Origin of the sequence: Pseudoalteromonas rubra (assembly GCF_005887095.1) — a bacterium.
GTDB classification, from domain to species: Bacteria; Pseudomonadota; Gammaproteobacteria; order Enterobacterales; family Alteromonadaceae; genus Pseudoalteromonas; species Pseudoalteromonas rubra_E.
In genome coordinates this window covers 1-25429 of the sequence record NZ_PNCI01000036.1, presented here as the reverse complement: position 1 = coordinate 25429, position 25429 = coordinate 1, and the positions used below count along the sequence as shown (strand labels likewise).

39 protein-coding genes are annotated in these 25429 nt (G+C 48.4%); 18 read left to right on the top strand and 21 right to left on the bottom strand.

Going from position 1 to position 25429, the window contains the following annotated elements; translation table 11 throughout:
• Window positions 1-25: 25 nt before the first annotated feature.
• Genes CWB99_RS15825 through CWB99_RS15800 form a run of 6 tightly spaced genes read right to left on the bottom strand, consistent with a single transcriptional unit; the run spans window position 26 to window position 4198 of the window.
• Entirely contained in the window at window positions 26-772 is a 747-nt protein-coding gene (locus CWB99_RS15825; RefSeq protein WP_138552788.1) for a hypothetical protein, read from the bottom strand.
• Window positions 772-1188 carry a phage tail terminator protein gene (locus tag CWB99_RS15820; RefSeq protein ID WP_138552787.1) on the bottom strand — a complete coding sequence of 139 codons (417 nt, stop codon included), beginning with the start codon at window positions 1186-1188 and terminating at the stop codon, window positions 772-774. Before CWB99_RS15820 ends, CWB99_RS15825 begins: the two co-directional genes overlap by 1 nt.
• Window positions 1188-1616 (bottom strand): gp436 family protein, encoded by a 429-nt coding sequence (locus CWB99_RS15815; RefSeq protein WP_138552786.1) that lies wholly within the window; start codon window positions 1614-1616, stop codon window positions 1188-1190. The genes CWB99_RS15820 and CWB99_RS15815 overlap by 1 nt, the downstream gene beginning before the upstream one ends.
• A gap of 4 nt (window positions 1617-1620) precedes the next feature.
• Complete coding sequence (locus tag CWB99_RS15810) at window positions 1621-2043, bottom strand: HI1506-related protein (protein WP_138552785.1); 423 nt, start codon at window positions 2041-2043, stop codon at window positions 1621-1623.
• Window positions 2044-2090: 47 nt separating this feature from the next.
• Entirely contained in the window at window positions 2091-2999 is a 909-nt protein-coding gene (locus CWB99_RS15805; protein WP_138552784.1) for a Mu-like prophage major head subunit gpT family protein, read from the bottom strand.
• Entirely contained in the window at window positions 2999-4198 is a 1200-nt protein-coding gene (locus CWB99_RS15800; RefSeq protein WP_138552783.1) for a phage protease, read from the bottom strand. Before CWB99_RS15800 ends, CWB99_RS15805 begins: the two co-directional genes overlap by 1 nt.
• A gap of 148 nt (window positions 4199-4346) precedes the next feature.
• On the opposite strand from CWB99_RS15800, the gene CWB99_RS15795 reads away from it, so the two are divergent.
• Window positions 4347-4631, top strand: coding sequence for a hypothetical protein (locus CWB99_RS15795; RefSeq protein ID WP_138552782.1), 285 nt, complete (start codon window positions 4347-4349; stop codon window positions 4629-4631).
• 97 nt (window positions 4632-4728) lie between these two features.
• Here CWB99_RS15795 and CWB99_RS15790 read toward each other — a convergent pair whose 3' ends face one another.
• The 13 genes from CWB99_RS15790 to CWB99_RS15725 all read right to left on the bottom strand — a co-directional run bounded on the left by CWB99_RS15790 (window position 4729) and on the right by CWB99_RS15725 (window position 14618).
• A complete protein-coding gene (locus CWB99_RS15790; RefSeq protein ID WP_138552781.1) occupies window positions 4729-5202 on the bottom strand; it encodes a hypothetical protein in 474 nt (157 codons plus the stop codon).
• Window positions 5199-5435 (bottom strand): hypothetical protein, encoded by a 237-nt coding sequence (locus CWB99_RS15785; protein ID WP_138552780.1) that lies wholly within the window; start codon window positions 5433-5435, stop codon window positions 5199-5201. Before CWB99_RS15785 ends, CWB99_RS15790 begins: the two co-directional genes overlap by 4 nt.
• A gap of 54 nt (window positions 5436-5489) precedes the next feature.
• Window positions 5490-6335: a hypothetical protein gene (locus CWB99_RS15780; protein WP_138552779.1), complete on the bottom strand. Its 846-nt coding sequence runs from the start codon at window positions 6333-6335 to the stop codon at window positions 5490-5492.
• A gap of 272 nt (window positions 6336-6607) precedes the next feature.
• Window positions 6608-7063, bottom strand: coding sequence for a phage virion morphogenesis protein (locus CWB99_RS15775; RefSeq protein ID WP_138552778.1), 456 nt, complete (start codon window positions 7061-7063; stop codon window positions 6608-6610).
• 165 nt (window positions 7064-7228) lie between these two features.
• The gene (locus CWB99_RS15770; protein WP_138552777.1) at window positions 7229-8578 is read right to left on the bottom strand and encodes a phage head morphogenesis protein; all 1350 of its coding nucleotides are present in this window, start codon (window positions 8576-8578) and stop codon (window positions 7229-7231) included.
• Window positions 8571-10133: a DUF935 domain-containing protein gene (locus CWB99_RS15765; protein ID WP_138552776.1), complete on the bottom strand. Its 1563-nt coding sequence runs from the start codon at window positions 10131-10133 to the stop codon at window positions 8571-8573. Before CWB99_RS15765 ends, CWB99_RS15770 begins: the two co-directional genes overlap by 8 nt.
• An 8-nt stretch (window positions 10134-10141) precedes the next feature.
• Window positions 10142-11803 carry a terminase large subunit domain-containing protein gene (locus CWB99_RS15760; RefSeq protein ID WP_249331951.1) on the bottom strand — a complete coding sequence of 554 codons (1662 nt, stop codon included), beginning with the start codon at window positions 11801-11803 and terminating at the stop codon, window positions 10142-10144.
• The gene (locus CWB99_RS15755; RefSeq protein WP_138552775.1) at window positions 11803-12384 is read right to left on the bottom strand and encodes a DUF3486 family protein; all 582 of its coding nucleotides are present in this window, start codon (window positions 12382-12384) and stop codon (window positions 11803-11805) included. Before CWB99_RS15755 ends, CWB99_RS15760 begins: the two co-directional genes overlap by 1 nt.
• Complete coding sequence (locus tag CWB99_RS15750) at window positions 12381-12686, bottom strand: VpaChn25_0724 family phage protein (protein ID WP_138552774.1); 306 nt, start codon at window positions 12684-12686, stop codon at window positions 12381-12383. Before CWB99_RS15750 ends, CWB99_RS15755 begins: the two co-directional genes overlap by 4 nt.
• The gene (locus CWB99_RS15745) at window positions 12676-13098 is read right to left on the bottom strand and encodes a DUF2730 family protein (protein WP_138552773.1); all 423 of its coding nucleotides are present in this window, start codon (window positions 13096-13098) and stop codon (window positions 12676-12678) included. The genes CWB99_RS15750 and CWB99_RS15745 overlap by 11 nt, the downstream gene beginning before the upstream one ends.
• A 2-nt stretch (window positions 13099-13100) precedes the next feature.
• Window positions 13101-13304, bottom strand: coding sequence for a TraR/DksA C4-type zinc finger protein (locus CWB99_RS15740; protein ID WP_138552772.1), 204 nt, complete (start codon window positions 13302-13304; stop codon window positions 13101-13103).
• A 245-nt stretch (window positions 13305-13549) separates the two neighbouring features.
• A complete protein-coding gene (locus CWB99_RS15730) occupies window positions 13550-14119 on the bottom strand; it encodes a glycosyl hydrolase 108 family protein (protein ID WP_138552770.1) in 570 nt (189 codons plus the stop codon).
• An 82-nt stretch (window positions 14120-14201) separates the two neighbouring features.
• Window positions 14202-14618, bottom strand: coding sequence for a DUF4124 domain-containing protein (locus CWB99_RS15725; RefSeq protein WP_171045365.1), 417 nt, complete (start codon window positions 14616-14618; stop codon window positions 14202-14204).
• 461 nt (window positions 14619-15079) lie between these two features.
• On the opposite strand from CWB99_RS15725, the gene CWB99_RS15720 reads away from it, so the two are divergent.
• The gene (locus CWB99_RS15720) at window positions 15080-15316 is read left to right on the top strand and encodes a hypothetical protein (protein ID WP_138552768.1); all 237 of its coding nucleotides are present in this window, start codon (window positions 15080-15082) and stop codon (window positions 15314-15316) included.
• Window positions 15317-16153: 837 nt separating this feature from the next.
• Here the strand turns inward: CWB99_RS15720 and CWB99_RS15710 are convergent.
• Window positions 16154-16555 (bottom strand): helix-turn-helix domain-containing protein, encoded by a 402-nt coding sequence (locus tag CWB99_RS15710; RefSeq protein WP_138552766.1) that lies wholly within the window; start codon window positions 16553-16555, stop codon window positions 16154-16156.
• Between the two features lie 129 nt (window positions 16556-16684).
• On the opposite strand from CWB99_RS15710, the gene CWB99_RS15705 reads away from it, so the two are divergent.
• Entirely contained in the window at window positions 16685-16972 is a 288-nt protein-coding gene (locus tag CWB99_RS15705; protein WP_046006631.1) for a helix-turn-helix domain-containing protein, read from the top strand.
• Here CWB99_RS15705 and CWB99_RS15700 read toward each other — a convergent pair.
• Window positions 16951-17268 (bottom strand): hypothetical protein, encoded by a 318-nt coding sequence (locus CWB99_RS15700; protein ID WP_138552765.1) that lies wholly within the window; start codon window positions 17266-17268, stop codon window positions 16951-16953. The genes CWB99_RS15705 and CWB99_RS15700 overlap by 22 nt on opposite strands.
• Before the next feature lie 127 nt (window positions 17269-17395).
• Between CWB99_RS15700 and CWB99_RS15695 the strand changes: the two genes are divergently transcribed.
• The 15 genes from CWB99_RS15695 to CWB99_RS24100 are packed head-to-tail and all read left to right on the top strand — an operon-like array spanning window position 17396 to window position 25263.
• Window positions 17396-17881 (top strand): hypothetical protein, encoded by a 486-nt coding sequence (locus CWB99_RS15695; RefSeq protein WP_138552764.1) that lies wholly within the window; start codon window positions 17396-17398, stop codon window positions 17879-17881.
• A 9-nt stretch (window positions 17882-17890) separates the two neighbouring features.
• Window positions 17891-18064 (top strand): hypothetical protein, encoded by a 174-nt coding sequence (locus tag CWB99_RS24110; protein ID WP_171045364.1) that lies wholly within the window; start codon window positions 17891-17893, stop codon window positions 18062-18064.
• Window positions 18061-18318 (top strand): hypothetical protein, encoded by a 258-nt coding sequence (locus CWB99_RS15690; protein ID WP_138552763.1) that lies wholly within the window; start codon window positions 18061-18063, stop codon window positions 18316-18318. The genes CWB99_RS24110 and CWB99_RS15690 overlap by 4 nt, the downstream gene beginning before the upstream one ends.
• Window positions 18315-18518 carry a hypothetical protein gene (locus CWB99_RS15685; protein ID WP_138552762.1) on the top strand — a complete coding sequence of 68 codons (204 nt, stop codon included), beginning with the start codon at window positions 18315-18317 and terminating at the stop codon, window positions 18516-18518. Before CWB99_RS15690 ends, CWB99_RS15685 begins: the two co-directional genes overlap by 4 nt.
• Window positions 18511-18819, top strand: a complete 309-nt coding sequence (locus CWB99_RS15680; protein ID WP_138552761.1) for a MarR family transcriptional regulator — start codon at window positions 18511-18513, stop codon at window positions 18817-18819. Before CWB99_RS15685 ends, CWB99_RS15680 begins: the two co-directional genes overlap by 8 nt.
• 5 nt (window positions 18820-18824) lie before the next feature.
• Window positions 18825-19748 (top strand): hypothetical protein, encoded by a 924-nt coding sequence (locus CWB99_RS15675; protein WP_138552760.1) that lies wholly within the window; start codon window positions 18825-18827, stop codon window positions 19746-19748.
• Entirely contained in the window at window positions 19745-21529 is a 1785-nt protein-coding gene (locus tag CWB99_RS15670; protein WP_138552759.1) for a DDE-type integrase/transposase/recombinase, read from the top strand. Before CWB99_RS15675 ends, CWB99_RS15670 begins: the two co-directional genes overlap by 4 nt.
• 4 nt (window positions 21530-21533) lie before the next feature.
• Window positions 21534-22676: an ExeA family protein gene (locus CWB99_RS15665; RefSeq protein WP_138552758.1), complete on the top strand. Its 1143-nt coding sequence runs from the start codon at window positions 21534-21536 to the stop codon at window positions 22674-22676.
• A 2-nt stretch (window positions 22677-22678) separates the two neighbouring features.
• Entirely contained in the window at window positions 22679-22942 is a 264-nt protein-coding gene (locus CWB99_RS15660; RefSeq protein WP_138552757.1) for a hypothetical protein, read from the top strand.
• The gene (locus tag CWB99_RS15655) at window positions 22935-23570 is read left to right on the top strand and encodes a DUF3164 family protein (RefSeq protein WP_138552756.1); all 636 of its coding nucleotides are present in this window, start codon (window positions 22935-22937) and stop codon (window positions 23568-23570) included. Before CWB99_RS15660 ends, CWB99_RS15655 begins: the two co-directional genes overlap by 8 nt.
• Before the next feature lie 8 nt (window positions 23571-23578).
• A complete protein-coding gene (locus CWB99_RS15650; RefSeq protein ID WP_138552755.1) occupies window positions 23579-24220 on the top strand; it encodes a gp16 family protein in 642 nt (213 codons plus the stop codon).
• The gene (locus tag CWB99_RS15645; RefSeq protein ID WP_138552754.1) at window positions 24213-24611 is read left to right on the top strand and encodes a Mor transcription activator family protein; all 399 of its coding nucleotides are present in this window, start codon (window positions 24213-24215) and stop codon (window positions 24609-24611) included. Before CWB99_RS15650 ends, CWB99_RS15645 begins: the two co-directional genes overlap by 8 nt.
• The gene (locus CWB99_RS15640; RefSeq protein ID WP_138552753.1) at window positions 24604-24873 is read left to right on the top strand and encodes a hypothetical protein; all 270 of its coding nucleotides are present in this window, start codon (window positions 24604-24606) and stop codon (window positions 24871-24873) included. Before CWB99_RS15645 ends, CWB99_RS15640 begins: the two co-directional genes overlap by 8 nt.
• Window positions 24874-24877: 4 nt before the next feature.
• Complete coding sequence (locus CWB99_RS24105; protein ID WP_171045363.1) at window positions 24878-25054, top strand: hypothetical protein; 177 nt, start codon at window positions 24878-24880, stop codon at window positions 25052-25054.
• Window positions 25055-25101: 47 nt separating this feature from the next.
• The gene (locus tag CWB99_RS24100) at window positions 25102-25263 is read left to right on the top strand and encodes a hypothetical protein (RefSeq protein WP_171045362.1); all 162 of its coding nucleotides are present in this window, start codon (window positions 25102-25104) and stop codon (window positions 25261-25263) included.
• Window positions 25264-25429 lie beyond the last annotated feature (166 nt).

Sequence of the window (25429 nt, the reverse complement as noted above, 5' to 3'; positions counted from 1 at the left end):
AAAGGGGCCGAGACCCCAATGGGAACTATGCGTCTAACTCGGTGTACGTGAACGGGGACGTTTTCCCCTGAGGGAGCTTGGCGGTGCCGGAGAGTCCGCCGCTGACAAATTCACTTGCCGCAAAGTCGATCTCTTTATCAGGCATCATTGAAGCGTCGAAAATCTCCAGCTCGATGGCTTTGCCATTTGCCAGGTTCGTGCCTTCACCAAAAATACGGGCCCGGACCTGCGATTCCATGCCGCCTTCAATGGTTTTGCCGCTTCGGGCATTGTGTTGATAGGTCACTGTAATGCTGCCACCGGCTGCGACTGCGCCACCTTCGACTGAACGGATCATGCCCAGCGCATAATTGACTTCAAAATCGGCCCCGAGTGCCAGCGGTGTGGCACCTTGCTTTACAACTAATCCATCAGTGGCCAGGTTCTTATGGCCCAGTTCCAGCCAGCCCTGGTTCGCGGGTAAGGTTTTGGCTTCATCTGTTACGGTGCCGCTGCCTTCGTTTAACGCCTTCACTTTACCCATAAGTGCCAGAGCCAGCAGCTCGGCTGGCTGGTCGTCAAACTCGCACGCGACTTCCGCAGGCTTAGCGATTTTTACATCATCCAGCGCCTGCCCGTAGCTCTCTTTTTTCTTTGACGGGCGGGTAACTGTGTCGGCATCCGTTTTAACAGTGAGTTTGGTCATGTTGATAGGGCCAAAAATACCCAGGCTCTGGCCTTGTGAATTTAATCGGTCAATAAAGAAATTGCCCGCTACTAATAAGCCACTCATTACAGTGCTCCTTTAAATCTCATTTGACAGGTAAAGGCCAGCGGGTAAAACGCATGGCCGCTTGTGTATCTCGGTTTGATTGGGGTGTTTACGCGTTGCCAGGGGCCAGCCGGGCCGGTCATTTTTCCTGCCACCGCGCGAATTGTTGCCGCCAGATTTTGGCCAGCACTTTTGCTGCCTTTGCGTTCGGCCAGGATGACCAGCCAGGTTTGCTTTAGCTGAACATTTGCGCCAGCATGGGCCGTTTCCGCCAGTTGGTCGCCGTAATAGACATAGAACAGGCACGGTGTGTGTGTGGGTTTGTCTATCTCTGCCAGGTCATTCACATGCTGCACATGTCTAATACCCGTTACAGCGCTCAGGGCTTTGTCCAGGAGCGGGCCCGCAGCCAGGTAGTCATCACTGATCTCAAACATCAGATGAACCCCGTTGACTTATCGCGCGCGAATACGCTACCCGCCGACTCGATATGTGCGGTGTCGTTGGTTGTTGCTTTGTCGCCCTGGCTATCAATTCCCAGTGCCACTTTGCCTTCGTTGACCAACTTCAAGAACTTGAGCGCATCGGTGTAGCGCTGGTGTATATGCTCCGGCGCGTTATCACTACTTAAAAAGTAGCGAGCGATATCACAACACACTCGTACCAGAGCCGTAGGCACCGTGCTCAGCGGGAGCGTATAGCGGCCAGACAGGTAAGCATTTATTTCAGCGCTGGCATCTACCAGTGACTGAGTTAATACCATCATATCAACTTCACCTGGAGTGCTGTTTTCACGTTCCGTGAGCAAAATCAAATCCTGGTCGTTAAACCGAGTTTTCATATCGTCGGCGGTTGCGTAGGTCATAGGGTTACTCCGTGCTTACAACATGGGTTTGATACCAGGACCAGGCATCATCACGTTGCTGAGCAGTTGGTTTTTGCTCACCGTCAACGCCATCTACTTCAAACGCCAATTCATCCACGGTCGGCTTTTTGGACGGCTTCAGCTCGTGGATAGCTGCAATGATGTGCGCCAGTTCGTCCGGGGCGTTGCTCAGGTCCAGTTTTATAGTGCTGCCCACACCTCCTGGCTCCAGGTGTGGTGTCGCATTTGCATTTTCATCCGCCGACACAATTTGCACCGAGAGGCGTGAGTCTGCTTTAAGAGCTTCAAGCTGTGACTCAGTGACCTGGTGCTTGTTCTCTCCACGCGTGAGGGCAATGCCAGCACGGCGATAGCCATCCGGTTGCTGAGAGACGATACACGCATGCTGAATAGGTTGATTAGCCATTTCATTTTCCATCCTGTTGAGTAATGGCCCGTGCCGGGCCATGGGGTTTATAGGTAGTCAGCCACCAATAATTCGAGGCGGCCTTTGAGTTCGTTGGAGCTATTGGAATCTAACTCGCGTTCGAGCATCCGTGTGGCTTGCTTTTCCATACCTGCTGGAACCACAAGCAATGTGGGTTTAATACCCAGCTTTCTGCCACCATCCGCTTTAAACTCACGCATTTTGCTGATGCTGTCCCACAGGTTGTCAGGAGTTAATGCCCGTTTGTTGGCATATGCCATTTGCCAGAACCCGAAACCGGCAGCATCGCGACAGTCAACGCCATAACGAAACTGTTTACTCATAAACACGGCTTCATCATCGACCTTGGTCATGGATACGAGCTGGGGCTTCTTACGTTCCTGAAAGATGATCGGCTTGATGGCTTTCGATGTATCCAGTACAAACCATGGCTCACCTGTATAGCCTGGATCTTCGGTCATGTTTGCTACTGAAGTAATTGTTCCGGTACCATCTGCTTTTTCTGCGACGGGGTGATCCGTATCAAAATAATTTTGGCCGTCATAACATAGATTGGAGAATCCCAATGGCAATAGAGGGAAGCAAGACTCATCCGGATGGATCGCAGCCGCAGAACCCATTTCTTTAAAAATTGGTGCGTAGATACCGAGTTCATCGTCTTCGATGTCGTTTTTGTCTACCCCTACCGTGGATTCATAATCCTCATTAATGATCGTATAGGCATGCGCCTTCATATTCTCAATCGTACGCGGGCCAACCCACTTTTTGAGGCTTGGGAATTTCCCCAGCCACCCATAGGTGTTGGATTTAGTTGTTGATGTAATGACAGTCGCTATCTTCATGTATTGTGGGTCAGCTTCCGACTTACCATCTTCAAAGTTCTTTTTGAAGCCGGTAAACAGTGATGTAATAAGTGCAGGAGTAACAATGGCCATTATTGGTCATCCTCTTTCAGTTTTGCGTAATCTTTGTAGCTGATACCGAGTTGGTCAGCTGCGTATTTGTCTTCAGTCGTCAGCGCTGCGACACCTGTTTGTTTTCCATCCGGCAGTTTGGTTTGGGTGGTTTGCTGGGCAGTTAGGGCGGCAATGGGTGAGCGCGCGTCTAGGTTTGCTTTTAGGACGGCAAAGCCTTGCTGATCAGCCAGGTCTTTTAACCAATCCACTTCAGCGGCAAGGACTCGGCCATTCTTTCGGGCATTTTCAATCTCCTGGTCAATAGATAGCCCATCATTCTGGCTTTTCAGGGCTGCCAGCTCTGTGCGGTATGCGTCTGCAACGGCCTTTGGTACGTACTGGCTCAGGTCTACACTGTTAGTATTATTTGCCTTCAGTGCAGCAACTTGCTGAGTGGCATCATTGAGCTGTGTTGTCAGGTTGTCGGCTGACTCGGCTTTGGCTTTTAGTGCTGTGAGAGCGGCCATGCCCTGGTCATAGTGTTGAGGCTCAGGGTTCTGACCATCAGCAACGGTAATACCAAGTTCAGCCAATAGCTTTAGGGCTTCGTTCATCGGTGTTTCTCCGGGTTGATTGGGGAATTGGGTTTTAAGGGCAACAACCTGGCTCAGGCCATCCAGAGCCGGATCATTGGTTAGTGCAAAGTGCTTGAGTGCGACGGGGCGACCCGTTTGTTTGTCATAAGAAAAAACTGGGCTCACATAACGGTATTCGTCGTTCTTAATTAAATCGCTTGCGCGTTTAGTCCACTTGACGTTTAGGGCAAATAAACCTTGCCCCGGAACATATTCAATGTCCGCTGGCTTAAACCAACCACTGGCTGGAGCTGGCTGACCATTGGATTCGGCCAGCATAGTCTGATGTTCATAATCAAAGTGGTAATCGTTGTTACGCAGGGCGGCATTTGCCTGAAGGAACTGCCAGGCGGTGTCATCGAGCAACCAATGGCCAGAGGCAACATCTCCGGGACGACCATCATGATGAGATTTGAATGGACCGTCGGGCATTAGCTGCACGCGTGGGCTAACGCCTTGCTCGTTAATGTCTGCGCTGAGCTTGCAAACAGCCACGCCATAGCTGTCTTTGCGGTCAGTAGTCAATGCTACAACAGCAGTTGCAATCGTATGTGATTGCTTGCTGTGGTTGTTTGTAGTTTGTTGCGGGTCGGTCTGGGGCATTTACTGGCACTCAAGCTAAATCTTGAGGCCAGTATGTCGGTTGGGTTGGTGAACGTATTTTAAACTAGATTAAGAAAACGTATCGATCCGAGTGAGTTAAGAATATATTATTAAGGCTTAAGTTACTCTAATAAATAAGGATAAGAAGATGAACAATGACAAAGTTACAGTTCAGTATGTAGCCAATAACCAAAATAAAGAAATTGTGTTTGAGCTTGAGCTTCACAAAAATTGCACTGATAGTACTTCTATCGTCGAAACGGAAGTGTATAAGGAGATACTCGCAGCAGAAGATATTGATAAGAGTAAAACAATACCTTTAACTGACAATGAGCAACCGATACCTAGGTATAGCGAACGGCTCAAGCTGGCAGGAATATCAGGTGTTCAATACATGCGTGAAGGTATCGCTGATACGTTCGAGCTTAGATAAATACTTGAACAATTTGTAGAAGGCTTGGCATCACGTGTAAAAACTGATGCCAGTATGTAGGTTAGGTCTAAGGGAGTATTTAAAACTGGCTTATAAGTTAAGTTTCCGAAGATTTTTCTTTTTCCTGGGCTGCGAGTGAAGCAGTTAGGTCTTTATTGTCACGGTAATCTTTCTTCATTTCAGCATTCAGGTTGTCTCTTGCAGAATCCACCCATTTGCCAACAGAAGTAATATCTTCCTCGACAATATCTACAGAAAGCTTGTACGTTTCGTCATATTTACTCTGCAGCTTTTTTTTCATTTCAGGAGAGATGTAAGGGTCATCAAGTGCTTTTCGAAGTTGTTTCAGTTGTTTGTTCGTTGAAAGTGACATTAGGAGTTTAAAAGCTCCTAATGAGCTAATGTTGCCAACAAGTTTACTTAAATACGCTACATACAAAGTTAGTCCGGGTGTAATGGCCATTATACCTATCTTAATCGATTCGGACTCTAGCTGCTCAGCGAGATAGAGCATTCCCATACCTAAAATTGAAGCGAGACCATTTGAGATGCTGGTAACTTTCTTTGTCATTGCACCTTCCCTCGCTGCTGAGTTTTCTTATACAGCGCTACCAGCTCCTCGTAGGAGGTCTTGCTGTTCACTCTTACTTTTTTTGTGACCATTACACCGTCTACGTCTTCTTTATAAGTCACGTTGACCCCAAAGAATTTGCACAGGGCAATGTAGACAATGGTCTTCCCCAACCAGAAAAAAAGAGGCATCAGCGCGATAATGAGTATTATTACAACAATTTTGTCTGTCATTTTGCCTCCTTAGTTAGTTTTGAGAATCTACAAAAGGTTTTTAGCATTTAAACACTAAAGGTATACCTTCTCAATATGCCAGCTCTTTTCTGTCAGGCTGTTGTTCTTGTACTTAGCAACCAGCTTTACACGGTATGCATCATCAAATATAGCTTCACCAGCACCGCTTTGCACATGACGAATAAAGCTATCATCTTGTATTTTCACTCCGCTGATTTCTGTATCGTCATAATGGATGCGCCAACCGCTGGGCTTGTCTTTGTGAACTGTCAAAAAAGTGATGCGAGCATTGTCATAAACATCATCTTCCTTTATTTTTTCTTTTACTGGCTCAGACTGAGCCCGGAAGCTTGAAGCTTCACGTTTTTCTATCTCAACCAGTACTTCTCGTTGTTCAGAACCACTGGCTCCAGGCTTCAGAACTTCAAATACATCGATACCTTCTTTATTCAATGGTCGTTGTATCAACTTTTTAAAAGCAGTTCTAATGGACGGAGACGCAATAGCTTCCTTCAAATGACTGCTAACGACAAGGTCATTTCCGTCCTTTTTCTTTAAAATACAGTCGCCATCTTTATGACGTGCAATTTTCTCTATCGGCTCTCCACCAAGCCACTTTAACGCACCAATCAATCCACCGCCTGCAAAAGTACCTCCTAGCCCAATGGCTGCAAGGGTACTTATCTCAGCCGTTTCAATAACGTTTAGAAGAAACTCAAAAGACCCTTCCTCAAATCCCCCCTGAACCTGAACTTTCAAATCATCGGTTGATCCATTCAAATGTTCGTGAACTTCTGTAATAAGGCTCTCTAATCCTGCTAAAGAATCAGCAAGTAACTTGAGGTCCATAGAGTGGTCATTTAAAGCTTCACCATCAAAGCGCAGTACAATACTTTCCATAATCAAATTCTTATCTATTATTTTATTCATAAGTTGAAATGGGCGGAGGGCACAGCAATGTGAAAATATGTACCGTCCGTATACATTGGCGCTCACTCTAGCGAATTACATTTAAAATGTCTCGGGTTATTTTGTCCTCAACTCCTTACTTGCTGCCATTCGGCATGCTTAGAAACGTTTCGAAACGGGGTTAGCGCGCTTATCTGTTATTGCTACACCCAACGGTAGCCACTGAGCAGGTCAAAGCGCTTCACAGGGCGCTGACGGCGTTTTTAGTTTTCGAGCAAAAATGACTCCAGCACAGCTAATATGTCGCCTTCATCCTCAGAGCTTATGCCCAGGTATTCACGCTGGGGGATGGCTGCCGGTCCTGGTGCCATATCTGGCAGGCCGCCGAAGTTGTGGATGGCGGCATAGGGTTTGTTACTGCCAATCTCTGCCCAGAGTTTGCCACTGTCTGCGGCAATGCTGGCAGCCAGGCCGCCCGCGCTGACCTGGAGCATTTGGCCACCAACGCGCTTGGGGTTGTTCTTCAGATAGTTTTCGCTGAGGGTGGGCCAAGGCTCACCGGTTACCGGGCTGCGCTCTTCAGCAAAGGCATCTTCGCTGGCCCCCTCCATGATTGCGGCTATTTCGTTCATGGGGTCGCTCAGGTCGTTAAACTTGTCGGCTATTTCGGCCAGCACCTGGGCGGCGTTACCCTGGGTTAGTACGGATATTGTTGACATGCTCACCTCATGGGCTAGTTTTAGATGGATGCCTTGGCATCATCCCTTGATATGGCCAGCGTTATGCTGGCTTTTTTATTCTGGCTGATTAATAATCAGTAGTGGCGGTAGTGTACCCCGATAGGTAAGGGGCTGTTCTACAGTGATGTGAGTTCGATTCTCACCCTACCGCCACACTTCATACAAGCCCCCTTGTACTGCACGCCTTACTTGCACACTGTCTACCTTCAGCGCGTTGATAACAGTATCCAGGTCAATTCCTTTACCTTTATAGCGCACAACTACCTTGATGGACTGTTCCCCCTGGTCAACGACAAATAGCACTTCATTGCGGGCAGGTTCCCAGTAAACCTGGGTGTCGGGGTGGTTTATCCAGGCGCTCAGCTGGGTGTATTCACTCAGGCTTAAAGCACTGTTGTTGTCCTGGTGTTTTTCACTATGCGCATGCGCCAGGGCTTTTTCAGACAGAACCAGGGTTCGCGCCGGATCAATGCCTTTATCCAGTAGTCGCTGGTTTATGTCATCACTTAAAAAGGTCACAACGGTTTTATGGTCTGCTCGCGGGCCGTTTGCCTTCAGGCCCGCTTTGTCCTGGGCCCGCCTTGCAGCCTGAAAGCGCTCGATGCGCTCAATGCTATTTCCCACCCAGCCTTCAAACGCCTTGTGCCTGGCCTCACTATTATTCAATGCCTGAATGGTTTCAGCGCGTAGCCCGGCATCTTCTACCTTGCCCAGCTTCTGGGCCACGGCCATATCCGTGCCAAATGCTGATTGTCCTGGTGAATAGGCCCAGCCTATGTCTGGTGTCATTACGTCACCACCGGGCAGGTTTACGCGAGCGTGTGGCACAGCCTTAACCTCGCCAGATTCGCGGCTGGTAATCTCCGCATCGAATGGTTGCACATAGTTGCTGCCATCCTCGACGGTCAGACTGCGCGCTTTTACCTGTGCCTCTGTCAGCGCCCGGACGCGACAACGACAGCCCCAGCCGTTGGGTGGGAATATGGTTTGCCAGATAGGGTCGTCGAACCTAAATACCCGGCCATTGAGGCGTTTATGCTCTGGCCGTGTTTGCCCGTCGTCAATGGCCACATACTGCCAATACGGGTGGGTTTTGGCGCGGGCCAGCAGGCGACGATAGCGCCCGGCCATGTAGGCGGTTTGTACATTGGTGCGGTAAATGGTGTTTAGCCTGTAAGGGCTGCCGAGCTGTATTTCATCGCCTTGCTCGTTTTTGGTTTTGCCCCACCAACCCAATTTTTGCAGCTCCGGGGTTAGCTCATCCCGAAACTGCTTACGCGTAAGGCCACCCGCAATGGCGGCATCCACCTTTTTCCGAATGGTGCTAAGCACATCCATAGAGCTGGCACGGGCCACGGTAAAAGCTCGTGCTTGTGCATCCAGCAGTATATCGTGCCACTCGTCACTGACTGCGTAGCCCTTAGAACGAAAATAGGCCACCGCATCGGCCGGGGACTTATCAAATGCGATAGATAACGACGCGCCCTTACTCATTGATCATGCCCCACAGTTCGCTGACAAAAAACAGCTTGGTTAACATCTCGGTCAGGCTGTCCTGGTCCAGTGAAGGGTATAACTCAGCCAGCTCTATGGCGGCCAGTTCCTCGCTCTGGTTGAGTTTATCCAGGAGCGGCTGGAGTGTGGCTTTGTACTCATCGCGCATATTGCCACTGGTGATGGCATTAAGTGCCGTGTCCAGTTCCTGCTGCGCGGTGCGGTCTTTAAATTCAGTGGTGAGTGCTGCGACTGAAGTACTCAGGGCCGCTGCTGGCAACCCGGCAGACTGAGCCGACACCGGGCGTAGAATAGGCTCGTCTTTGTCTGGCACCGGGATTTGTAGTTTTTCGTTCGCCCAGCTCTGTGGGATTTTTACACCAGTTTCAACCAGCACCTGAATTGCAGGGGCTAACTTGGCAATGTCTTCAGACTCCGTAGTCTCAAGTACCAGCCTTGGAATGCGCCGGTTGCCGGAATAGCTTTTGCTGCTCAGCGCGTGCATGGGGTAAAGCACATCGCGTGTAAGGGTTTGTTCCAGTTGCCGGGCATCAGATTCGGTTAAGTCTTTCCGGGCCTCCATGTGTATGTTACCCAGCGCATTCGTGCTGGACTTGCCATCAGCCTGGCTGGTGAGCGTACCACCCAAAATGGCTTTGCTCTGGCTCTGCTCACACCAGCGTATCATGGCCTCAAATGGATCAGACTGGCCCTGGGCCGCGTTCTGAAATTCTATGTCCATGCCTCTGGGGATGATCCCGCCTGCATTGTGCCCAATCGACAGCACCGCCTTTAGCAGGGTGTTCTTTTCATCCTGGCTTGCGCCGCTGGGGTACTTACCCAGTCGTAATGGTAAGCCGTAAATTTCCAGGAACTCGGCCAAATCCCTGATTGAGTAGTTCTTAAATAAAAATGGCCATGCCAGTACCGTGGCCAGTCCGGCCCGGTGTACATAGCCCGACTTGGAGCGGTGCGTATGTAATGCCCAGCCAAACGCGTTCAGGGCCTCACCGTCTTGCGTGCCATTGTTCAGGCGCAGGTTATTGTGATCACCATGAGGGGTGGTAAACACGTTCTGATCAATGAACTCATAGCCGGTGATCACATGTTGAGATTCAATATAATCCCACTGCAGTTCTGTAGCGGCAAACCCTTTTAAAATTCCGTCGCTTAAATCGTAAACAAGATCAGTAAACCAGGTAGCGTCTTCTAAAATCTCGCTCAGGCGGTCAGCATCTTGTTCTTCTGCCTTGCTCGGGTTCCTGGGTGGCTTGACCTGCCAGTTAAGCCCAAGCAACGCCCGGCGTCGTTTGCCAATTTCACACAACAAATGCGCGTCTTTGTCTTCCATGTCTTTGGCCAGGTCCGCCATAGCCGCTAAGTTACCTTGCTCACTTTCGGCCAAAAGGGTTGCGAGTTTGGCCGGGGTTAAGCCCTGGCTTGGGTGTGTGGCGTACTGCTTAAGCAACATGCCAACCTGGCTGTTATCCTCAATCTGTGAGCCTTCAAGGCGCTCAAGTGTTAGCGGATCGCCGTTTATATCTACAATGGCCATACATACTCCTACCAGCAGCCAGCGCCCTGGTATGCACCAAGGTCGTCGTAAATTGAATCGTTGTTTGAACTGTGTTTGTCGGGAAGTGGGGTAAACTCAATCGCGGAGCCTTCCATCCAGGCGGCACGAATAGCCATAGCCAGGCCCACCGCAAAGTCACCGTGTCTTTGCCTGCCATCGCTACCCTTATCGCTGCCTTTATCAATTTTTGGGGTGCCGTTGCGAACAGAGACTTTTTGGAGGTCCCCCAAAATATCCTGGTGCTTTGGAATGGCTACATTCTGATCTTCAAACTCAGCTTTCATTTTAGGCATCCACTCCCGATACCAGTTGTCATTCAGCATGACTTGCTCGACCAACTCTGTACCAAAATGCAATGCAGCGGCCTCAGCCAGGTATCCACCATTACCCGTGGCATCAAATGCCATTCCTTGCAGCCTCGGCAGTCGTTTGGTTATGGCAAACATGACCTGTTTTTGCCCGTCGTAAGTTAGGTTCGTTAGCTCCACCAAAAATGGAACTCGTTTAGACAGGTCTTTTGCGATCTCAAGGGGCACAAAGACAGTAAGGTCCCCACGCCTGGCAAAGTCTTCGCCAAAGCTGTGGTTTAGGTCACAGTTTAATGAGTCAAGTAAGGGGGTCAGGTGCTCTTTAGTCCAGTCACTGATGGCTTGTTGTCTCTGTTCATCTGTCCAGCTCATAAATCCAGAGGGGGCCTCATACTGCAAAATAGGAATATCCTTTGTCATTGCAGCTTCTATCAGTACTCGCGGAATGTAAGCACCGCCGCCTTTTTTCGGCTCACAGAAATATTCCTCTCGGGCATCTTCCTCACAAGCGGTATCATTCAGTAAGTCTTCAATCCATTGGCTTTCAGCCTCACGAGTCCATTTTTTCTTCTGCCTCTGGCAGATACGCTGATACAAGCCTTCTTTACATGCGTCCTCAATGGTGATGGTGTGGATCGAGTAACGTTTCTTGCCAGCTCGGCTATCCTGGATCAGCTCATTGAATAAGTTGTCTATTCCATTGTGAGTACTTATTAGGCGGACTTTTGCACCCCACATGGTTAAAGCAAGCGCGGCCTTTAACACCTCAGCCAGCCGGTCATGGAATGCGGCTTCATCTATGGTGACATTACCCTGCATACCACGCAGGTTGGCAGGATTAGAGGATAGTGCCTGGATCTTGTAACCGCTGGCAAAGTAAATCACAAAGGTGAGGATCTCTTTGCCTTCCTGGCCATCATCAATAAAGATCTCTTCCTGAATGTCTCCAGCTGCTTTATCAAAGGCTTTGGCCCACATAGCCGCTGCTTCAATAAACTCGCGGGCCATTTCTTTATTTGAACCAACGTAAAAATGATTGGTGCCAAATGCTTCTTTACTTTTACTGGCTTCCAGAACGGCATCAGCTGCCTCAGCCCAGGTGATACCTGTCCGTCTACTTTTTTCAGCAATTTTTAAGGGAGATGTGTCAGCAATCCAGCGTTTCTGGTATCCAAGCAACAGCTCATTAGGATCAAAGGGGATGTAAACAGGCAGCCCAAATCGCTTCTCAATTTCGTCGCACTCTTCTATGGCTTGTCGATAGCTTAAGTCGGCATGATCTGTCGCTGTTGCCATGTCCTCATGTGCTTCGATAGCTTTAAGGCACGTTTTATCTGCCATTATGCAATTCCCAGTATTTGGTTTTTAATCTGCTGAGCGCCCTCAGAGGTTAGTCCCGCCTGGATAGCTGTTTGTTCTGCGGCTGCCGCAGCCTCTTCAGCAAATGCTTGCCTGATCTCTTTTTCCCTTTGGTGTACTTTCGTTGCTGTTGCCTCCAGCCGCTGTATGGCCAGCATGACTTCTTTAATCATGCCGACGTCTACATCTTCATTTTCTTGCAGCTTTAGCAGTTGCTGGCGGGATACCCTGAACAGCATTGTGCGGTTCAGCTCCAGGATCATCTTGGATGTTTCGCCCATCGGAGCATCACCCAGTTCATTGACCAGGGCAGCTGTTGCTGCCTGAGTCTCACGCATACTTGCAGCTAACTGCTCGTGCTTTTGGGCATGGCGGCTCAGCCCTGAGCGGCTGATTGTGGCTTCTTCGTCCAGTCCGGCATCGAGTATCAGCCGGTTGATCTCTTCCAGGATCTCAGCTTGTGAATGCTGTTTGTCGCGCAGCATTTCGTTAAGCCGTTTTTTAACGGCTTTGGGCAGCCCGTCAATTTTGCTGGGCTTACCTCGGCGCACTGAGTCGCTCATAGTGAGCTCCTGGGATCCGGACGTTTAATGCCTGGCACGGTAGAACGGCCTTCAGCAACGTCCATACCTGTATCTGTAATTCTTGCCACCCAGGTGCTTTCGCTTAGTTTCTCGTTTTCAACATAACCGTTTTCTTCCAACCAATTTAATAGGGTTTTCAGTTGGGCGCTGCTACATCCGAGTGCATATATGTTAAGCACGTCATGTAACATGCTTGTGTTTGCGCCATAGTCAGGGGATTCCTTTAAAGCAATCAGGATCTTGATACGCTGGTGTTCGGCTTGTACTTTTTCAATCGGCATTGCGTTTCTCTCTTAGTTCGTTTTCCATCAGTAGATTTGTGAGCCTCTCTACATTGCTTAGCCCCGGCTTTACTGATTCGATGTTGGTGTTTAGCTTTTCAATTTTCAGTTCAAGGTCGTGCAGGTCTTCTTTGGTTGGCACTTTTTCCAGCTGGCGTTCAAGCTCCTTAAAGTCACTCCCAATTTCCTTTTTAACGTCGCTCAGCATTTCGCTAACTTCGGCCTTATGGGTGCTCAGTTGTTTCAGCACTTCTTCTTTATGTGATGTCAGTTGCTCCTGGGCGCTGTTCTTGTGTTTGTTGAACTCACCACGTGATGGAAAGCGCAAGTACAGGTACGCCATAATCAGCACACCAAGCCCGCTGGCTAGCCAGACAATCAAGGTTTGCCACTTTTGAAAGAAATCGTACATGGTTACTGCTTCTCCAATCTTGTCTGGCAGTGCACGCAGTATTTGCAGCTGTGTACGGCTGCACGTCGCGCTTGCGGGATTTCACAGCCGCATTTCAGGCAGTTGGCCAAATCTACATTTGGGCCTTCGAAGTGGGCGCGGTTTCTGGCCAGTGTGAGCGCGAGCCCACGTTCAATTACTTCTTGCGCGTCGTCAGCTATGTCCATTCGCTGCCCCAAACTGTTGAGCCAAACGTAAACTAACGGCTTGGTATGTGTTCTCACTGCGCATGTGTCGGCGAATATCCACTTCAGACACAGAATGCCAGCCCTTAGAAAACTTTGATTGCATCGTGCCGTCGTAACTGTGCAGAGGCACAATGTTGCTATCGAAAGGTGTGTTATTGCTCCTAGCCTCAGTTTCTGCCTTCAGGCACCTATAGCGCCCTTGTTTATAGGACCACTCCCAGTTCTTACCCATAGATGGCCTCCCGAGCTGCATACTCAGTGATATGCTCCAGGCGGTTATACCAGCCATCCAAATTAGGTTGCTGGCTTGAGTCTTTGGCACAAATACGTGCGTATTTGCGGGCGCGGCGCAGGCTCAGGGCTATCACCAGTTTAGTGGGCAACAATGCGTGCGCTGATTTAAGGGTTCGGGGGCCAAAGCGGCCATCGGGCTTTGCGCCGGTCAGGCGTTGCAGCAGGTATGTCATACCTGGTACACCATGTTGCACTGCGCCATCCAGCAGCATCAGCGCTGCACCGGTATCAAACTGCTCACCGTGCATGGGCCGCCAGTAGTCACGGTGGTATAGCCGCAGCGCACCTGGCATCGTCAGGTTGGCAATATCAATATGCGGGTATGCACGCTGGCTTATCCCATATTTGGTCAGGCCACCACGGTCACTGGCTGTCAGGTTCAGGCCGCCTTCAGCGTGCAATATGGGTAATATGCAATGCGCAAACTTACCCGAGTATGGGTTCAGCGCGTCCCGCACATGTGCAGGCTGATTAAAATAGTCGAGTATTGGTAAGGTCATGGGTCACTCCATCACAAGTTAGTGACAGAGTGCCCCGAGGCTGGTTGGATGTATTTTAAACTAGATTAAGAAAGGCTCTGAGTTACCTAATAAACCTTTGTACTTCGCTTAAGCCTGTTCCACTGTGGTTTAGAAAGCAGTGAACTAAGCTTGTGCCGTCATAAGCTCCATAGCTATTTTTTGCTTTTACTTCGAGCGTCATAATTTGTCGTGCACCGCTGGAGTCATGCTCCCAGTTTTTTACAAAGCTGACCATTTTTACGGATTCGGGATCTTTCCATGGCTTGACTCTCTTAATATATGCCAAGCACTTAGCTGCAACTTGCTGCCCACTTGGAGCTGAACTTGCGTTATTACTGCTGACTTTTAACTTCTTCGCCTCCCTTGAGCAAGGCCTGTCACTATAAGTGACCACATTGTCGATTTTACACTTGTATACTTCCACGGCCTGAAGGGAGTTGCATGTAAGGGCCATCAGAGGCACTAATATCCATTTCATAAGCTTTCCTTGTTGGGTTGTTTGGCAGCAACAGTATGGAGAACTGTTAAGCGTTGCCAACGCTTTAACGTGAAGGGTTGGCAATGTAACGACAAATATCATGGCAAAAAACAAACCTAAACTCCACGCAAAAGTTAACCTGACTATTAACAAGTTACAAAACGACCAGTATTAACCCAATTGGGTTACTTTAAGTTAAGCGCTATGGGCGCGCCCATAAACCTTGGGAAATGCGCAATAAATTTACCTAAAAAGTTAACGTTGAGGGTATACTTTAGAAAAAGGTTTATGTTACCTTTAGGTTAATGGATTTGTAGCCAGCATTAGCAGTCAGGGATTTGCGTTTTGCCTCCCATTAAATTTTTCATGAGCCTTAAACAAATGTGATTCTTAAACCAGTTTAAGAGTCATTGCTTTCATTCCTGCTATGCTGTGTTTACTTTTTCAAAAGGAGTAAATATATGAAATTAAGCACGTTATCAAATAAAGTACTGCCTTCAAAGTTGCAAACTATTGTTGCTGGCAGTAACGGCAGTGGCAACAACCCCATTATTTATCCTAAATCCAACACTACGGGTAAGAGCCTAAGCACACAGCAAATTGCTTTTGTTGTAGGCGGGAATGGAAGTGGAAATGATCCAACTAAACCTCAAAGGCAAGCGATCAAAGTCAAAGATTTCGGTAATTTCGGCGGTTAATGTTCTGGTGGAATTTTGATGTTTGCCAATTATGTTGATGAATTACATAGCTTAAACACGTGGATCTGGTGCCTATCTCTGGTAGCGCCAATCCTGATGTTTAGTAAAAGGCTTGGATCTAGGTCTTACTATATTACAGCCATTACCTGGTTGATTACGCAGTTCATAAACCTCAGAATCGAGAGTTATTTGTTTGCTTTGTCAAAGGAAGCGGGATTCATTTTTTGGTTTGGAAGCTGGGCAACAATAGACGCCATAAGCATCACTCTTATCTACGCATTTCATGTGCAATTAAAGGCGAAGGTAGAGTTCGAAGCCATGAGTGTGATGATCGCCTACGCTTTTTTGGGCATGGTACAAATCATTTACTACTTTGATGCCGTAGTCATACAAACACGTATCTTCGAAAGTGCTTATCAAATCGCGATAAACACTGGGAACGTAGTTATAACACTCATACTTACACTTCCGTTGTGCAAGGCTTTATATCAACGGCTCAGGAGCACACTGGCTAAAAGGCGCGAGGCTTCGTAATGGTTAGTATTCTGTATTTATCGTTTCTTGTAGTCTGGATAAGCATTTTGCTACTCAAAGCTTCTGTAATAAGGGGGGCTGACAAGATTGCTTTTGAGCCTCGGGAGCGCAATTCGGAGGATCGGAAGCAACTTAACGATTTCATTCGAGAAAGAGAATGTATTGAGAGTATTTCAGATATCACGCTTAAGTATGAAGCTCTGATGGAATGGAACGAGCGTTTCAACTTGTTTTTGGCTGAAGGTATTGCTGCAAGAAAAAGTGATAGATCACAGCACAACGTTGTAGATTTACTTCATTACACTAAGAAGCATTAGACTGATCGGACGGCTCATTTTTGATGTCGTCTAGTTCAGAATTTGATACCTTGGCAATTGTAAACATAGCCATCTTGACTAAAGCTTCAACTTCAACTGAGTCGGACTTCGTTAACAGGCCCAACTCACCAGTATTGAACAAAAATGTAGTAATTGCTTTCTCAAGATCTTCAGTGGAGACACCTGTATTTTTTGGGCTTCCTCTTTTTCCTGTAACTACATAACCAATATCAAAGCCCAGTCCAGCAAGCTCTGCGAGCTTATCTGATGGAATTGCTTTCCCACTTTCCCAACGAATATAAGTCGCCTTTCCTACATTGATTTTGTCAGCTACTTCTTGCTGCGTGAGATTGAGCCTTTCACGTTCGCCTTTAAGTGGTGTAGTCATATTTGATAATAAAACCGTTGACAGTTATCAAATGTGATAACTATACTTGTTTCAACTTAAACCAAACCCTTACATTCCAACGATTCGCCAAAATCACAATGCAGGGGTCAACCAAAACGGTAATGTACTATGAAAGCACATGAAATTAAACCTATGAGCGCAGATCAAATTAAGCAAGCGCTCTCTAAAAAGGGCGTTTCGCTCAGTGTTATGGCTGAAGCCATTGGCGTTTCGCTCACAGCCGTCTCTGGCGTGATCAGTCGTCAAACCCAGTCTTTGCGCATTGCAGAGGCAATCGCCAAAGTCCTGGACAAACCCGTCGGAGAAGTATTTTCTGATTGTCCGCACTACGTTTCCCCCCGTAAGCACCGCCGTCAGGATCAGGTGCAGGCCGTTCAACAGCTACTGGCCTCGTAAGGGCTGAGTAACCAACTAATCAGTAACTGAGTTACCGACCTTACAGGAGCCACACCATGAAGCTGATCACGTTTTACATAGCACAATGCTATCAGCGCCAACAAAGCCGCGTTTTGTTGTTGGTAGAGCCTGTTTACAAACACCCGACGTTCAATATGCCTGTACTGGCCCAGCGCCAGGAGCAGAGTTCGCAATGCCTGTGCGCTCACAGGTTTAATATGTTGAACCGGTTTGTCGTCTACACACAGCCACTCAAGCAAGTTATTAAACTGATGGTTATGAAAGCTGGTTTGCATGGTTTGCTCCTCTGTACTGGCGATGATCAAATACTAGCCAGTCAGGTGGGGCAAAGTGAAGTTCCAAAAAAACTGAATTTTTGGAATGGCAAAATCCCTGCTACAGCATTGCAAAATGGAGGCGATTATGACCAAGCCTAAACGCCGCCAATGGAGCCGGGTAGTTGCACGCAGCCTGCCGGAAGCCTTGCAGCTGTGTAAGGAGCACGCGCAGGCTACACGTAATATGAGCGTACCACGCATTGCAGACAGAACCGGTGTAAGCACCGATATGCTGTACAAATATCTGGGTAATGGCGATATGCCTGCCAGTTTGTTGATCCCCTATATGGCCGCAACAGGGCGTGAATACCCATTGCAGTACATGGCACACAGCCTGGACAAGCTGGTGGTTGATATGCCCAAGGGTAAAAAACCCAGCATGCCAACGCTGAGCCACCTGAACCAGTTTGCTAACCAGGTGATTGGTATGACGATGCAACTGGAAGCAGGCAATGGCAACGCGCAGCATGTTGCTGAACAGATTGTGCTGCTGATGCAGGATCTGGCCTATCACAAGCTCGAAGCTGAACAGCTCGACGAACCACAGCAATCCCTCGACTTACTGAATTAACGGAGCCAAATGATGACACTCAAAGACACAGATCTGCCTAAAAACCAGCATCGCAGTCAAAAATCCATTGCCTGGCTGGGTAAGCAGGCTACGCCGCAGGGGCCAAAAACCGTGCACTTAATGACGATGGACCAGCTAAAAGCCATGGCCGCAAGCGCCGCTATTCAGGAGTACAGATCATGAGTTTACTAACAACCCCTGTAGACATCGCACACATAGATGTTATGGACTCACGCCCGCTGATTTACTGCCAGTGCTGCCGCAGCTATGAACACGCGTGCCAGAGCGGCGCAACACCCAAAATGTGGCTGCAAGCGGCCACCTATGTTGGCTGGCGGCACGTACGCAGCGAGCATTTTGATCTTGATGTGGTGTGCCCTGAGTGTGTAGCAGCATTTCATCTGCCAGCCATACACATGAGAAAGGAGGCCGTATGACCTTGGATCTGAAGAAATTAACAACCGATGAGCTTTCTTACCTGTACAACAAAGTAATCCCATCATTGGCAGGCAGAGGGGAAATAATAACCGACTATGGTCAGTTCCAGATTGAGGGGGCGCTAGGTAAAAAACTCGTTACTGTGCTTACTGCTGAGGTACGTAAGGAGCTCGAAAAAAGGATAGCAGCCAGTGAGTGAGCAATATATCTCGCCCCAGGTGCAGCGCACATTAAAGGCGCTGACCCTGATGGCTGGCAATGAAGTTGAGGGCATAGAACCAAAGCAACTGGCAGCGGCACTGGAGACCAGCAACGCTGATGTAACGCGAATACTGGCCAATCTGGTAAAGGCCGGGTTTGCCGAGCGGCTGCCAAAAAATGATAAACGCTGGCGACTGAGTAAAGCGCTGGTGCAGCTTAGTAACACGGTAGATCACAATTTTACTAACGCACTACGTGAGCTACAGCAAGAAGCGATTAATTACAGAGTACTGGGGTAATAACGATGACAGAAACACACATTACACCCGAACAGGAAAAAGCCCTGATTGAAGGCAAAGGCATTCTGGCGTCTAAGCAGAGTGTGCTTTTGCAATTAGGCCAAATCCAAGCATTCAATTTTATAGGTAAATTGGTAAACGTTACCGAACTGAAACTAGCCCAACAATTAAAGGATAGTAAAGAATACAAGGGGTTAGTTCATCAAGATGAAGATGGAAATGTGGTAACGATTACCACTTGGGAAGAATGTTGCGAGTACATTATTAAGGAAAAACGCAGAAACGTTGATAACAGGCTTATTAACTTGCGGCAATTTGGGGAAGAGTTTTTTGAAGCTGCCCAAAACATGAAACTGGGCTACAACGACTTACGCGTTTTGCGCCAGTTGCCTGAAGACGACCAGGCACTGGTGATTGAATCGGAAGCCGTTGAAACGGGCGATAAGGATGCGGTTAAGCAGCTAATTGACGACCTGAAAGCCAAGCATAAAAAAGAGGTGAAAGACTTAAAAGATGAAGTGCTGGCCAGTGACGCCATGCTGCGAGCAAATCGCAAATTGAATGACGAAAATGTGATGGAGAACCAAAAATTAAAGGAGCAACTACACCAGAGAAAGTTTTCGCCTGAAAAATGGAAAGGCGACGTTAAAGATTTTTTTGAAGTAAATGCTAAGGCGAATACTCAGATCCTGGAAGGCTTTAATCAGTTGCTTGTATTAAATGAGCAGCTAGAAACCATGGAGCTGGACGAGCAAACCCGACATGTGGCGACCTCGGCGTTTTACTCAGACACCAAGCAGTTGTTGCAGGAATTGGCGCATGTTTGGAACCAGTTACAGAGTAGCCTGGGCCACCTGGACGAAGTAAAACCCAGTGGAGAATGGTTGCAGGAACTGGGCTTTGACGGTGCCGAAGAGGTGCTGGTATGAGCGATCTAACCATAGAGTATTGGGGTCAAAAGCTGGAAAGCGCCGAACATGGGCAAAAAGGCGATATTTTGAAGCAGGCCTGTGCTGCACTGGCTGTTAGCAAGGATGCATTTTATCGGCGATTGAAAAAGGCGGGTTTTGGCAGCGGTAAAGCCAAGCGGCGGGATGCTGGTACAACGGCCATGAGTAAAGAAGCCATTGATTTGATGGTATCGATACTGAATTTGTCGGTTCGTGAAAATGGCAAGCGAGTAATGAACGTGCCCGTGGCAGCAAGCATTTTGGCTGAAAATGGCTACAAGTGCCTGAGCCCCAGCCAGATAAGCCGGGTACTGGCTAAGCGCCAGGCCAGTATAAAACAGCTGGATAAAGCCAAGCCACACAAGCAATTACGCAGCCTGGGCCCAAACCATGTGCACCAGGTGGACCCCTCATACTGTTTGTTGTACTACCCGCCAGGGCGGCGCAAAGGTATACGACAAAAGTTTATGAGTGATGCCCACTTCTATGCAAACAAGCCTGAAAACATAGAAAAAATTAAGCACCTGCGCGTATGGCGTTACGTAATGACAGACCATTTTAGCGGAGCTGTAAGGGTTAAATACTATGAAGCCGCAGGCGAGAACCAGGCTAATCTATTTGATTTTTTGATGTGGTGCTGGCGCCAACAAGATAACTCGGAAATTATGGGGCCGTGTGAGCAATTGCTGTGGGACAAAGGCAGTGCGAATACCTCTGGCGCTATCAAGAATGTACTGAAAGCGTTGAAAGTAACTCCGATAGAGCACAAAGCAGGTAGCCCGCGTGCCAAAGGCTCGGTGGAAAATGGCAATGACCTGGTGGAAACCCAGTTTGAAAGCCGCATTTTACTGGAGCCTGTTAACAGTGTCGCGGAGCTTAATGAAAGTGTATTGGCATGGCAGCGTGCATTTAATGCCAACAAAATTAAGGGCCAAAACTGCCTGCACTCCCGGCACAAACGCTCTCGCCTTGATGTATGGCTGATGATCTATCAGCCGGAGTATCGCCACAGGCTGCGCGCGTTGCCAGACGAGCAGACATGCCGCTTGTTGCTTACCAAAGACACCGAAACACGCAAGGTTAAGGGTGATTTAACGGTAACTTATCGCCATCCGGTTACAAAGTGCCAGATGACCTATGACCTGAGTGAAGTTGAGTACATCAGTAACGGGATCACCGTGGAAGTTAGCCCGATCATTGTGGGCAACTCACCGGATTTACTCGTGGGTATTAAAACACCACTGGACGAAATTGTTTATCACCAGATTGAGCCCGTTGAGTTTGATGCCGTGGGCTTCAGAGTGGACGCCCCTGTTATTGGTGAAAACTACGACCAGCATGCAGACACCCCAACTGAAACAGCAACAAAAGCGGCTGATCGCCTTGCCTATCCAGGCATGAATGACGAGCAAATACAGAAAGCCAAAAAGGATAAGGCTGTGCCATTTGATGGCCAGTTGAATGCGCACTCCTATCTGAAAGAAGTGACGCATGAAACCCGGATCACGCCAACAGGTGAATCCATTACGCCAGATAGCGCGGTTGCGGCTCAGATAGCAGAGGCACCAAAGAACAAGGGGCGAGTCATTGACGACATAGATTTGCGAATTGCGGTTGCCAGCCGACTGGGCCGTCAGTTACGACCAGCCGAGATTGACTGGCTGGCTACCAAGAGTGTTGTTGAATCGGAAGTTAATAACGTAGTGGAACAACTGCAACTGGGCGTAGCACAAGCGCCGGTGCTGAAGATAGCGAGATAGTGATTTGAGAATTACAAAGCTTAGCCATGTGATTGAAGTACTGGGAGTTAAGCAAGCCCACATAGTGAAACAAATAAAAGAAAGAGGACACAGTTTTAGTAAGGCCAGTTTAAGCCGTGTAACTACGCAGGCTGACTGGCCAAAAACATGCGATAAGGCAGCTATTGAGGCTGCAATCACCGACATTTTGCGAGACGCAGGAGCCAACCCGGAGCAGCTATCAGAGCTGTTTACCTGGTACGAGCCTAAACCGCAAAACCCAGAAGTTGACTATGAAGAACCGGAGCCAGAAATGTTAACCGTTGCAGCCAAACAGTTTTTTAAAATGCGCAGAGACCCATTTGAAAATGAGATTAACAGTGAAGAGGATGTGTTTTTAGTTGAGTCGCACCGCGTGATACTGGAAGACATGCTCAGTGCGGCCAGTGCAGGCAGTATGATTGCTTTGTATGGTGAGTGTGGCAGCGGTAAGACGATTATTCGCCGCCGTTTTATTCATCAGATCCAGCAGGACCACCCGGATGTCATTCTGATCCAGCCAGCCAGGCTTGACCGGCGAAAAATTACCGCTGAATCCATTTCTACAGCCATTTGCCGCGCGTTACAAATAAAGCACCGCCCCAGTGCTGAAGAGCGGGACGCCGCAATTGAGGACGCATTAATTGAAAGCTCTAACAACGGCCACTTGCACCTGATGGTAATAGATGAAGCGCACGACCTGAGTGCTGATGTAATTAAGTTGCTTAAACGGATCTGGGAGCTGACCCATGGGTTTCGCCGCGTAATGGGCATTGTACTGATAGGCCAGTCGGAATTGCGCAAGAAGCTATCCGGGCAAAATGTGCGCGAATTTACCTGGCGCTGTAACCAGATCCAAATGCAGCCGCTGGGTGTACATGTGCCAGCTTATTTGCGTCACAAGTTTGCCCGAGTGGGATTAGATGCCGATGCAATTTTTACGGAAGATGCGATCAGCGCTCTGCGTGGTAAATGCTACGCACGAGTTCGCCAGGGAATAGCCCTGGACGATACCGATTTAGACCGGTCATATCCGCTCAGTATTAATACCTGGACAGCTAAGGTGATGAACCTGGCGGCTCAAATTGGTGAGAGCAAGATCACCGAAAAACTGGTTCATAAGGTGTAGTTATGGAGCATGTACAAGTACAGATCACAGGTGTGGCAATGGTCACGTTTACCCACACGGTTACGCTCCCCAAGGTAGAGGCTCAGACCGTATTGAGCGATGACAACCAGATGCAACAGCTTCTGGCCAAGCACCACGATGTGCAGGTTGACCAGATGCAACAGCTTCTGGCCAAGCACCACGATGTGCAGGTTGACCAGTGGCAAAACGTGTTTGGCCAGCGCGAACAAGTTCTAAGATCAGATGTAAGGAATAACCATGAGTGAAGTAACCCCTAATAAAGAAGAACGAACATTTTTGATTAACGCCCGAGGGTTCCAGGTGCCGCTGGATAAGGTCCCTGAACAGGATGTGTTGAAAAACGACCTAGTGGATAGCTTTATTGCTGAAGCGAAAGCGTTGTCAGAGTTACATGGTGAATTCAAAAGTCGTGTGTTCAAAGACGTAAACACATTCATTGCTGAGCTGGCTGCAAACTACAACACAGAGCTGGGTGGTGTGAAAGGTAATGTAACACTTACTAGTTATGACACTCGCAGAAAAGTTGAAGTCGGTGTCGCAGATCAGATCACTTTTGGGCCTGAAATTAATGTAGCAAAGGAACTGATTGATCGTGTTATCAACGAAAAGCTAGCTACATTGGGCGACGACACGTTATTGCAGCAAGTAACACAGGATGCGTTTTCAACGAACAGCGAAGGCAACTATAACAAAGCCCGAATAATGGCACTACGCAAGTACCGTATGGCCAGTGACAGTGAGGACTGGACCGCCGCGATGCGAGCCCTGGACGATGCAATCATCTTATCGAGCACTAAGACTTATGTTCGCTTTTACGAGCGAAATGCCCAGGGCGGATGGATACAGATCCCGTTGGTAAGCAAGTCGTTATAGGAGGCGTTATGAAACTGAGTAAATCAAGGCTGATCCAGTTAATCCACGTGGGTAAAGGCAAGCTGCAATGGGATGATGCTTTTTATCGTGAAATCCTGGTGCACTGCACCGGCAAAGACAGCTGCTCAAAAATGAATGCTGGTGAGCTGAATAAGGTTTTGAATTATATGAAAAGCAAAGGCTTTGAGGTGATCACTAAAAAACGAGGTAAAGGCCGTAACTCACCAATCACCCGCGATAAGGATCAAAAAACGCCTCTAGATAAACTCCGTCAGACCTGGATTGCCATGAAAAGCCGTGGCTATCTGAGAGACGGATCAGAACAGGCACTGTTGAACTGGAGTAAATCGCAAGCAAAGCGGCTGAATAAGGGCGCAGCGGTTGAGCGCCTGGAGTGGCTGAAGCCGACCATGCTGCATGCGCTAATTGAACAGCTGAAAGGTTGGTATCAGAGGGAAATGGTCACCGAGCTGAAAGACCTGGTGCCAGATCTACGAGCGTTACCACTGAGCGGCGATGAACAACATGAGGCCAAAAGCACCGTTTATGAGCACGGCAATTTTAGCAAGTGCAATGTTGAGCAACTCGAAGCCGCGCTTGCCTTTATTGGCGTGATGCTGGGCCGCTATGAGGAGGCAACCAATGGCTGAACAGTTCGGCAAAGGCAGTGAACGCGGTATAGGCATGCTACTGGCTATTTTTGAAGTCGTTACTCGTGGTGTTGCCGATGTTGTTGGCACGGAGAAGGCTGGAGAGATAGGCCGCCAAGCAGTAGACCGGGTGCGCCACACGTTTGGTGGTGAGAACGTTTATGTGTGCAAGGGTATCTCGCTGGACACGATTTTAAAACACAACAAAATCTGGAGCGAGTTTACTGGAGACAACCACGTAGAACTGGCAAAGAAATATGGCTACTCGGTTCAGTGGGTATATGGGGTGGTGAGAACCATGAAAGAGCTTAAAGAAGACGAGGTCCAGGGCGACCTGTTCGACAGCAGCAAAGGTCAAGGCTCAAGTGAGCGCTGGGGGATACATGAGTAAACAAAACCTTGTAGGTGTTATGGCCCTGGTGTTTAGTGTAGGTGCCATCAGCGGTGTGGTTGCACATTCAGTTGTAACCGATAACACGCCAGGACAAAGCAGAGGTAACGGCCCAGCAGCATATCCGCCAATTGAGAGCTGGGTGCCTCATGGGAATGGCGGGCCATCGTTGCGACCTATACCACCTAAAGTCGAGCCACTTCATAAAGTGGTCCTGGATAAGCTGTTTAGCAAAGAGGTTACAGACTGCGAAAAGAGATGACGTAATGAAGAACAAAGCCATGCAATCAATTGCCAGCTATCTCGGGCAGTGTGACTGCAAAACATTTAGCGACGCTGTTCAAGCGACTCAGGTTCTACTAGATGCAGCAGAAGAGACCAAGTTAAGCTACCAAAACCATCCAGAGGCCCTGAGAGCCCAAACAGCACCAACTATTAACTAAATGCTGGTGGCGCGACTAAAGCGCCACCTTTATATAGAGGCGCAAATATGGAAATCTATACACACGACGAGTATGTTACTGCATTCACCCGGACTGACGAGCTACTGGATAAAAGTATCAACAAAACGATTACGGATGAAGAATCAGCAGAGCTAGATGAACTGGTTGATGCTATCGTTATCTATGAGGCGAAACACTACCCGATGTGAGCAAAAGGAGCCTGCAATTTAGAAGGCTTCTAATTTTTAAATAATGAAAACGTTTTTAATATATTGTCCCACGCAATCCCGTAACGTCCCGGATATTCCCGGAGTTTTCGCGCAATCCCCTATAGAGTTTTCGTACATTGGATCACCATGCTTCGCTGACCTGATC

Excerpts from the sequence above, each read along its gene's own strand:
- CWB99_RS15785 (WP_138552780.1), bottom strand. The coding sequence starts at position 5,435 with ATGACAGACAAAATTGTTGTAATAATACTCATTATCGCGCTGATGCCT.
- CWB99_RS15670 (WP_138552759.1), top strand. The coding sequence starts at position 19,745 with ATGAGCGATCTAACCATAGAGTATTGGGGTCAAAAGCTGGAAAGCGCC.
- CWB99_RS15645 (WP_138552754.1), top strand. The coding sequence starts at position 24,213 with ATGGCTGAACAGTTCGGCAAAGGCAGTGAACGCGGTATAGGCATGCTA.
- CWB99_RS15675 (WP_138552760.1), top strand. The coding sequence starts at position 18,825 with ATGACAGAAACACACATTACACCCGAACAGGAAAAAGCCCTGATTGAA.
- CWB99_RS15805 (WP_138552784.1), bottom strand. The coding sequence starts at position 2,999 with ATGGCCATTGTTACTCCTGCACTTATTACATCACTGTTTACCGGCTTC.
- CWB99_RS15810 (WP_138552785.1), bottom strand. The coding sequence starts at position 2,043 with ATGGCTAATCAACCTATTCAGCATGCGTGTATCGTCTCTCAGCAACCG.
- CWB99_RS15710 (WP_138552766.1), bottom strand. The coding sequence starts at position 16,555 with ATGACTACACCACTTAAAGGCGAACGTGAAAGGCTCAATCTCACGCAG.
- CWB99_RS15700 (WP_138552765.1), bottom strand. The coding sequence starts at position 17,268 with ATGCAAACCAGCTTTCATAACCATCAGTTTAATAACTTGCTTGAGTGG.
- CWB99_RS24110 (WP_171045364.1), top strand. The coding sequence starts at position 17,891 with ATGATGACACTCAAAGACACAGATCTGCCTAAAAACCAGCATCGCAGT.
- CWB99_RS15640 (WP_138552753.1), top strand. The coding sequence starts at position 24,604 with ATGAGTAAACAAAACCTTGTAGGTGTTATGGCCCTGGTGTTTAGTGTA.
- CWB99_RS15765 (WP_138552776.1), bottom strand. The coding sequence starts at position 10,133 with ATGGCCATTGTAGATATAAACGGCGATCCGCTAACACTTGAGCGCCTT.
- CWB99_RS15755 (WP_138552775.1), bottom strand. The coding sequence starts at position 12,384 with ATGAGCGACTCAGTGCGCCGAGGTAAGCCCAGCAAAATTGACGGGCTG.
- CWB99_RS15825 (WP_138552788.1), bottom strand. The coding sequence starts at position 772 with ATGAGTGGCTTATTAGTAGCGGGCAATTTCTTTATTGACCGATTAAAT.
- CWB99_RS15780 (WP_138552779.1), bottom strand. The coding sequence starts at position 6,335 with ATGGAAAGTATTGTACTGCGCTTTGATGGTGAAGCTTTAAATGACCAC.
- CWB99_RS15750 (WP_138552774.1), bottom strand. The coding sequence starts at position 12,686 with ATGCCGATTGAAAAAGTACAAGCCGAACACCAGCGTATCAAGATCCTG.
- CWB99_RS15725 (WP_171045365.1), bottom strand. The coding sequence starts at position 14,618 with ATGAAATGGATATTAGTGCCTCTGATGGCCCTTACATGCAACTCCCTT.
- CWB99_RS15660 (WP_138552757.1), top strand. The coding sequence starts at position 22,679 with ATGGAGCATGTACAAGTACAGATCACAGGTGTGGCAATGGTCACGTTT.
- CWB99_RS15815 (WP_138552786.1), bottom strand. The coding sequence starts at position 1,616 with ATGACCTACGCAACCGCCGACGATATGAAAACTCGGTTTAACGACCAG.
- CWB99_RS15795 (WP_138552782.1), top strand. The coding sequence starts at position 4,347 with ATGAACAATGACAAAGTTACAGTTCAGTATGTAGCCAATAACCAAAAT.
- CWB99_RS15655 (WP_138552756.1), top strand. The coding sequence starts at position 22,935 with ATGAGTGAAGTAACCCCTAATAAAGAAGAACGAACATTTTTGATTAAC.
- CWB99_RS15690 (WP_138552763.1), top strand. The coding sequence starts at position 18,061 with ATGAGTTTACTAACAACCCCTGTAGACATCGCACACATAGATGTTATG.
- CWB99_RS24105 (WP_171045363.1), top strand. The coding sequence starts at position 24,878 with ATGAAGAACAAAGCCATGCAATCAATTGCCAGCTATCTCGGGCAGTGT.
- CWB99_RS15740 (WP_138552772.1), bottom strand. The coding sequence starts at position 13,304 with ATGGACATAGCTGACGACGCGCAAGAAGTAATTGAACGTGGGCTCGCG.
- CWB99_RS15650 (WP_138552755.1), top strand. The coding sequence starts at position 23,579 with ATGAAACTGAGTAAATCAAGGCTGATCCAGTTAATCCACGTGGGTAAA.
- CWB99_RS15800 (WP_138552783.1), bottom strand. The coding sequence starts at position 4,198 with ATGCCCCAGACCGACCCGCAACAAACTACAAACAACCACAGCAAGCAA.
- CWB99_RS15770 (WP_138552777.1), bottom strand. The coding sequence starts at position 8,578 with ATGAGTAAGGGCGCGTCGTTATCTATCGCATTTGATAAGTCCCCGGCC.
- CWB99_RS15760 (WP_249331951.1), bottom strand. The coding sequence starts at position 11,803 with ATGGCAGATAAAACGTGCCTTAAAGCTATCGAAGCACATGAGGACATG.
- CWB99_RS15745 (WP_138552773.1), bottom strand. The coding sequence starts at position 13,098 with ATGTACGATTTCTTTCAAAAGTGGCAAACCTTGATTGTCTGGCTAGCC.
- CWB99_RS15730 (WP_138552770.1), bottom strand. The coding sequence starts at position 14,119 with ATGACCTTACCAATACTCGACTATTTTAATCAGCCTGCACATGTGCGG.
- CWB99_RS15695 (WP_138552764.1), top strand. The coding sequence starts at position 17,396 with ATGACCAAGCCTAAACGCCGCCAATGGAGCCGGGTAGTTGCACGCAGC.
- CWB99_RS15775 (WP_138552778.1), bottom strand. The coding sequence starts at position 7,063 with ATGTCAACAATATCCGTACTAACCCAGGGTAACGCCGCCCAGGTGCTG.
- CWB99_RS15790 (WP_138552781.1), bottom strand. The coding sequence starts at position 5,202 with ATGACAAAGAAAGTTACCAGCATCTCAAATGGTCTCGCTTCAATTTTA.
- CWB99_RS15705 (WP_046006631.1), top strand. The coding sequence starts at position 16,685 with ATGAAAGCACATGAAATTAAACCTATGAGCGCAGATCAAATTAAGCAA.
- CWB99_RS15720 (WP_138552768.1), top strand. The coding sequence starts at position 15,080 with ATGAAATTAAGCACGTTATCAAATAAAGTACTGCCTTCAAAGTTGCAA.
- CWB99_RS15820 (WP_138552787.1), bottom strand. The coding sequence starts at position 1,188 with ATGTTTGAGATCAGTGATGACTACCTGGCTGCGGGCCCGCTCCTGGAC.
- CWB99_RS15685 (WP_138552762.1), top strand. The coding sequence starts at position 18,315 with ATGACCTTGGATCTGAAGAAATTAACAACCGATGAGCTTTCTTACCTG.
- CWB99_RS24100 (WP_171045362.1), top strand. The coding sequence starts at position 25,102 with ATGGAAATCTATACACACGACGAGTATGTTACTGCATTCACCCGGACT.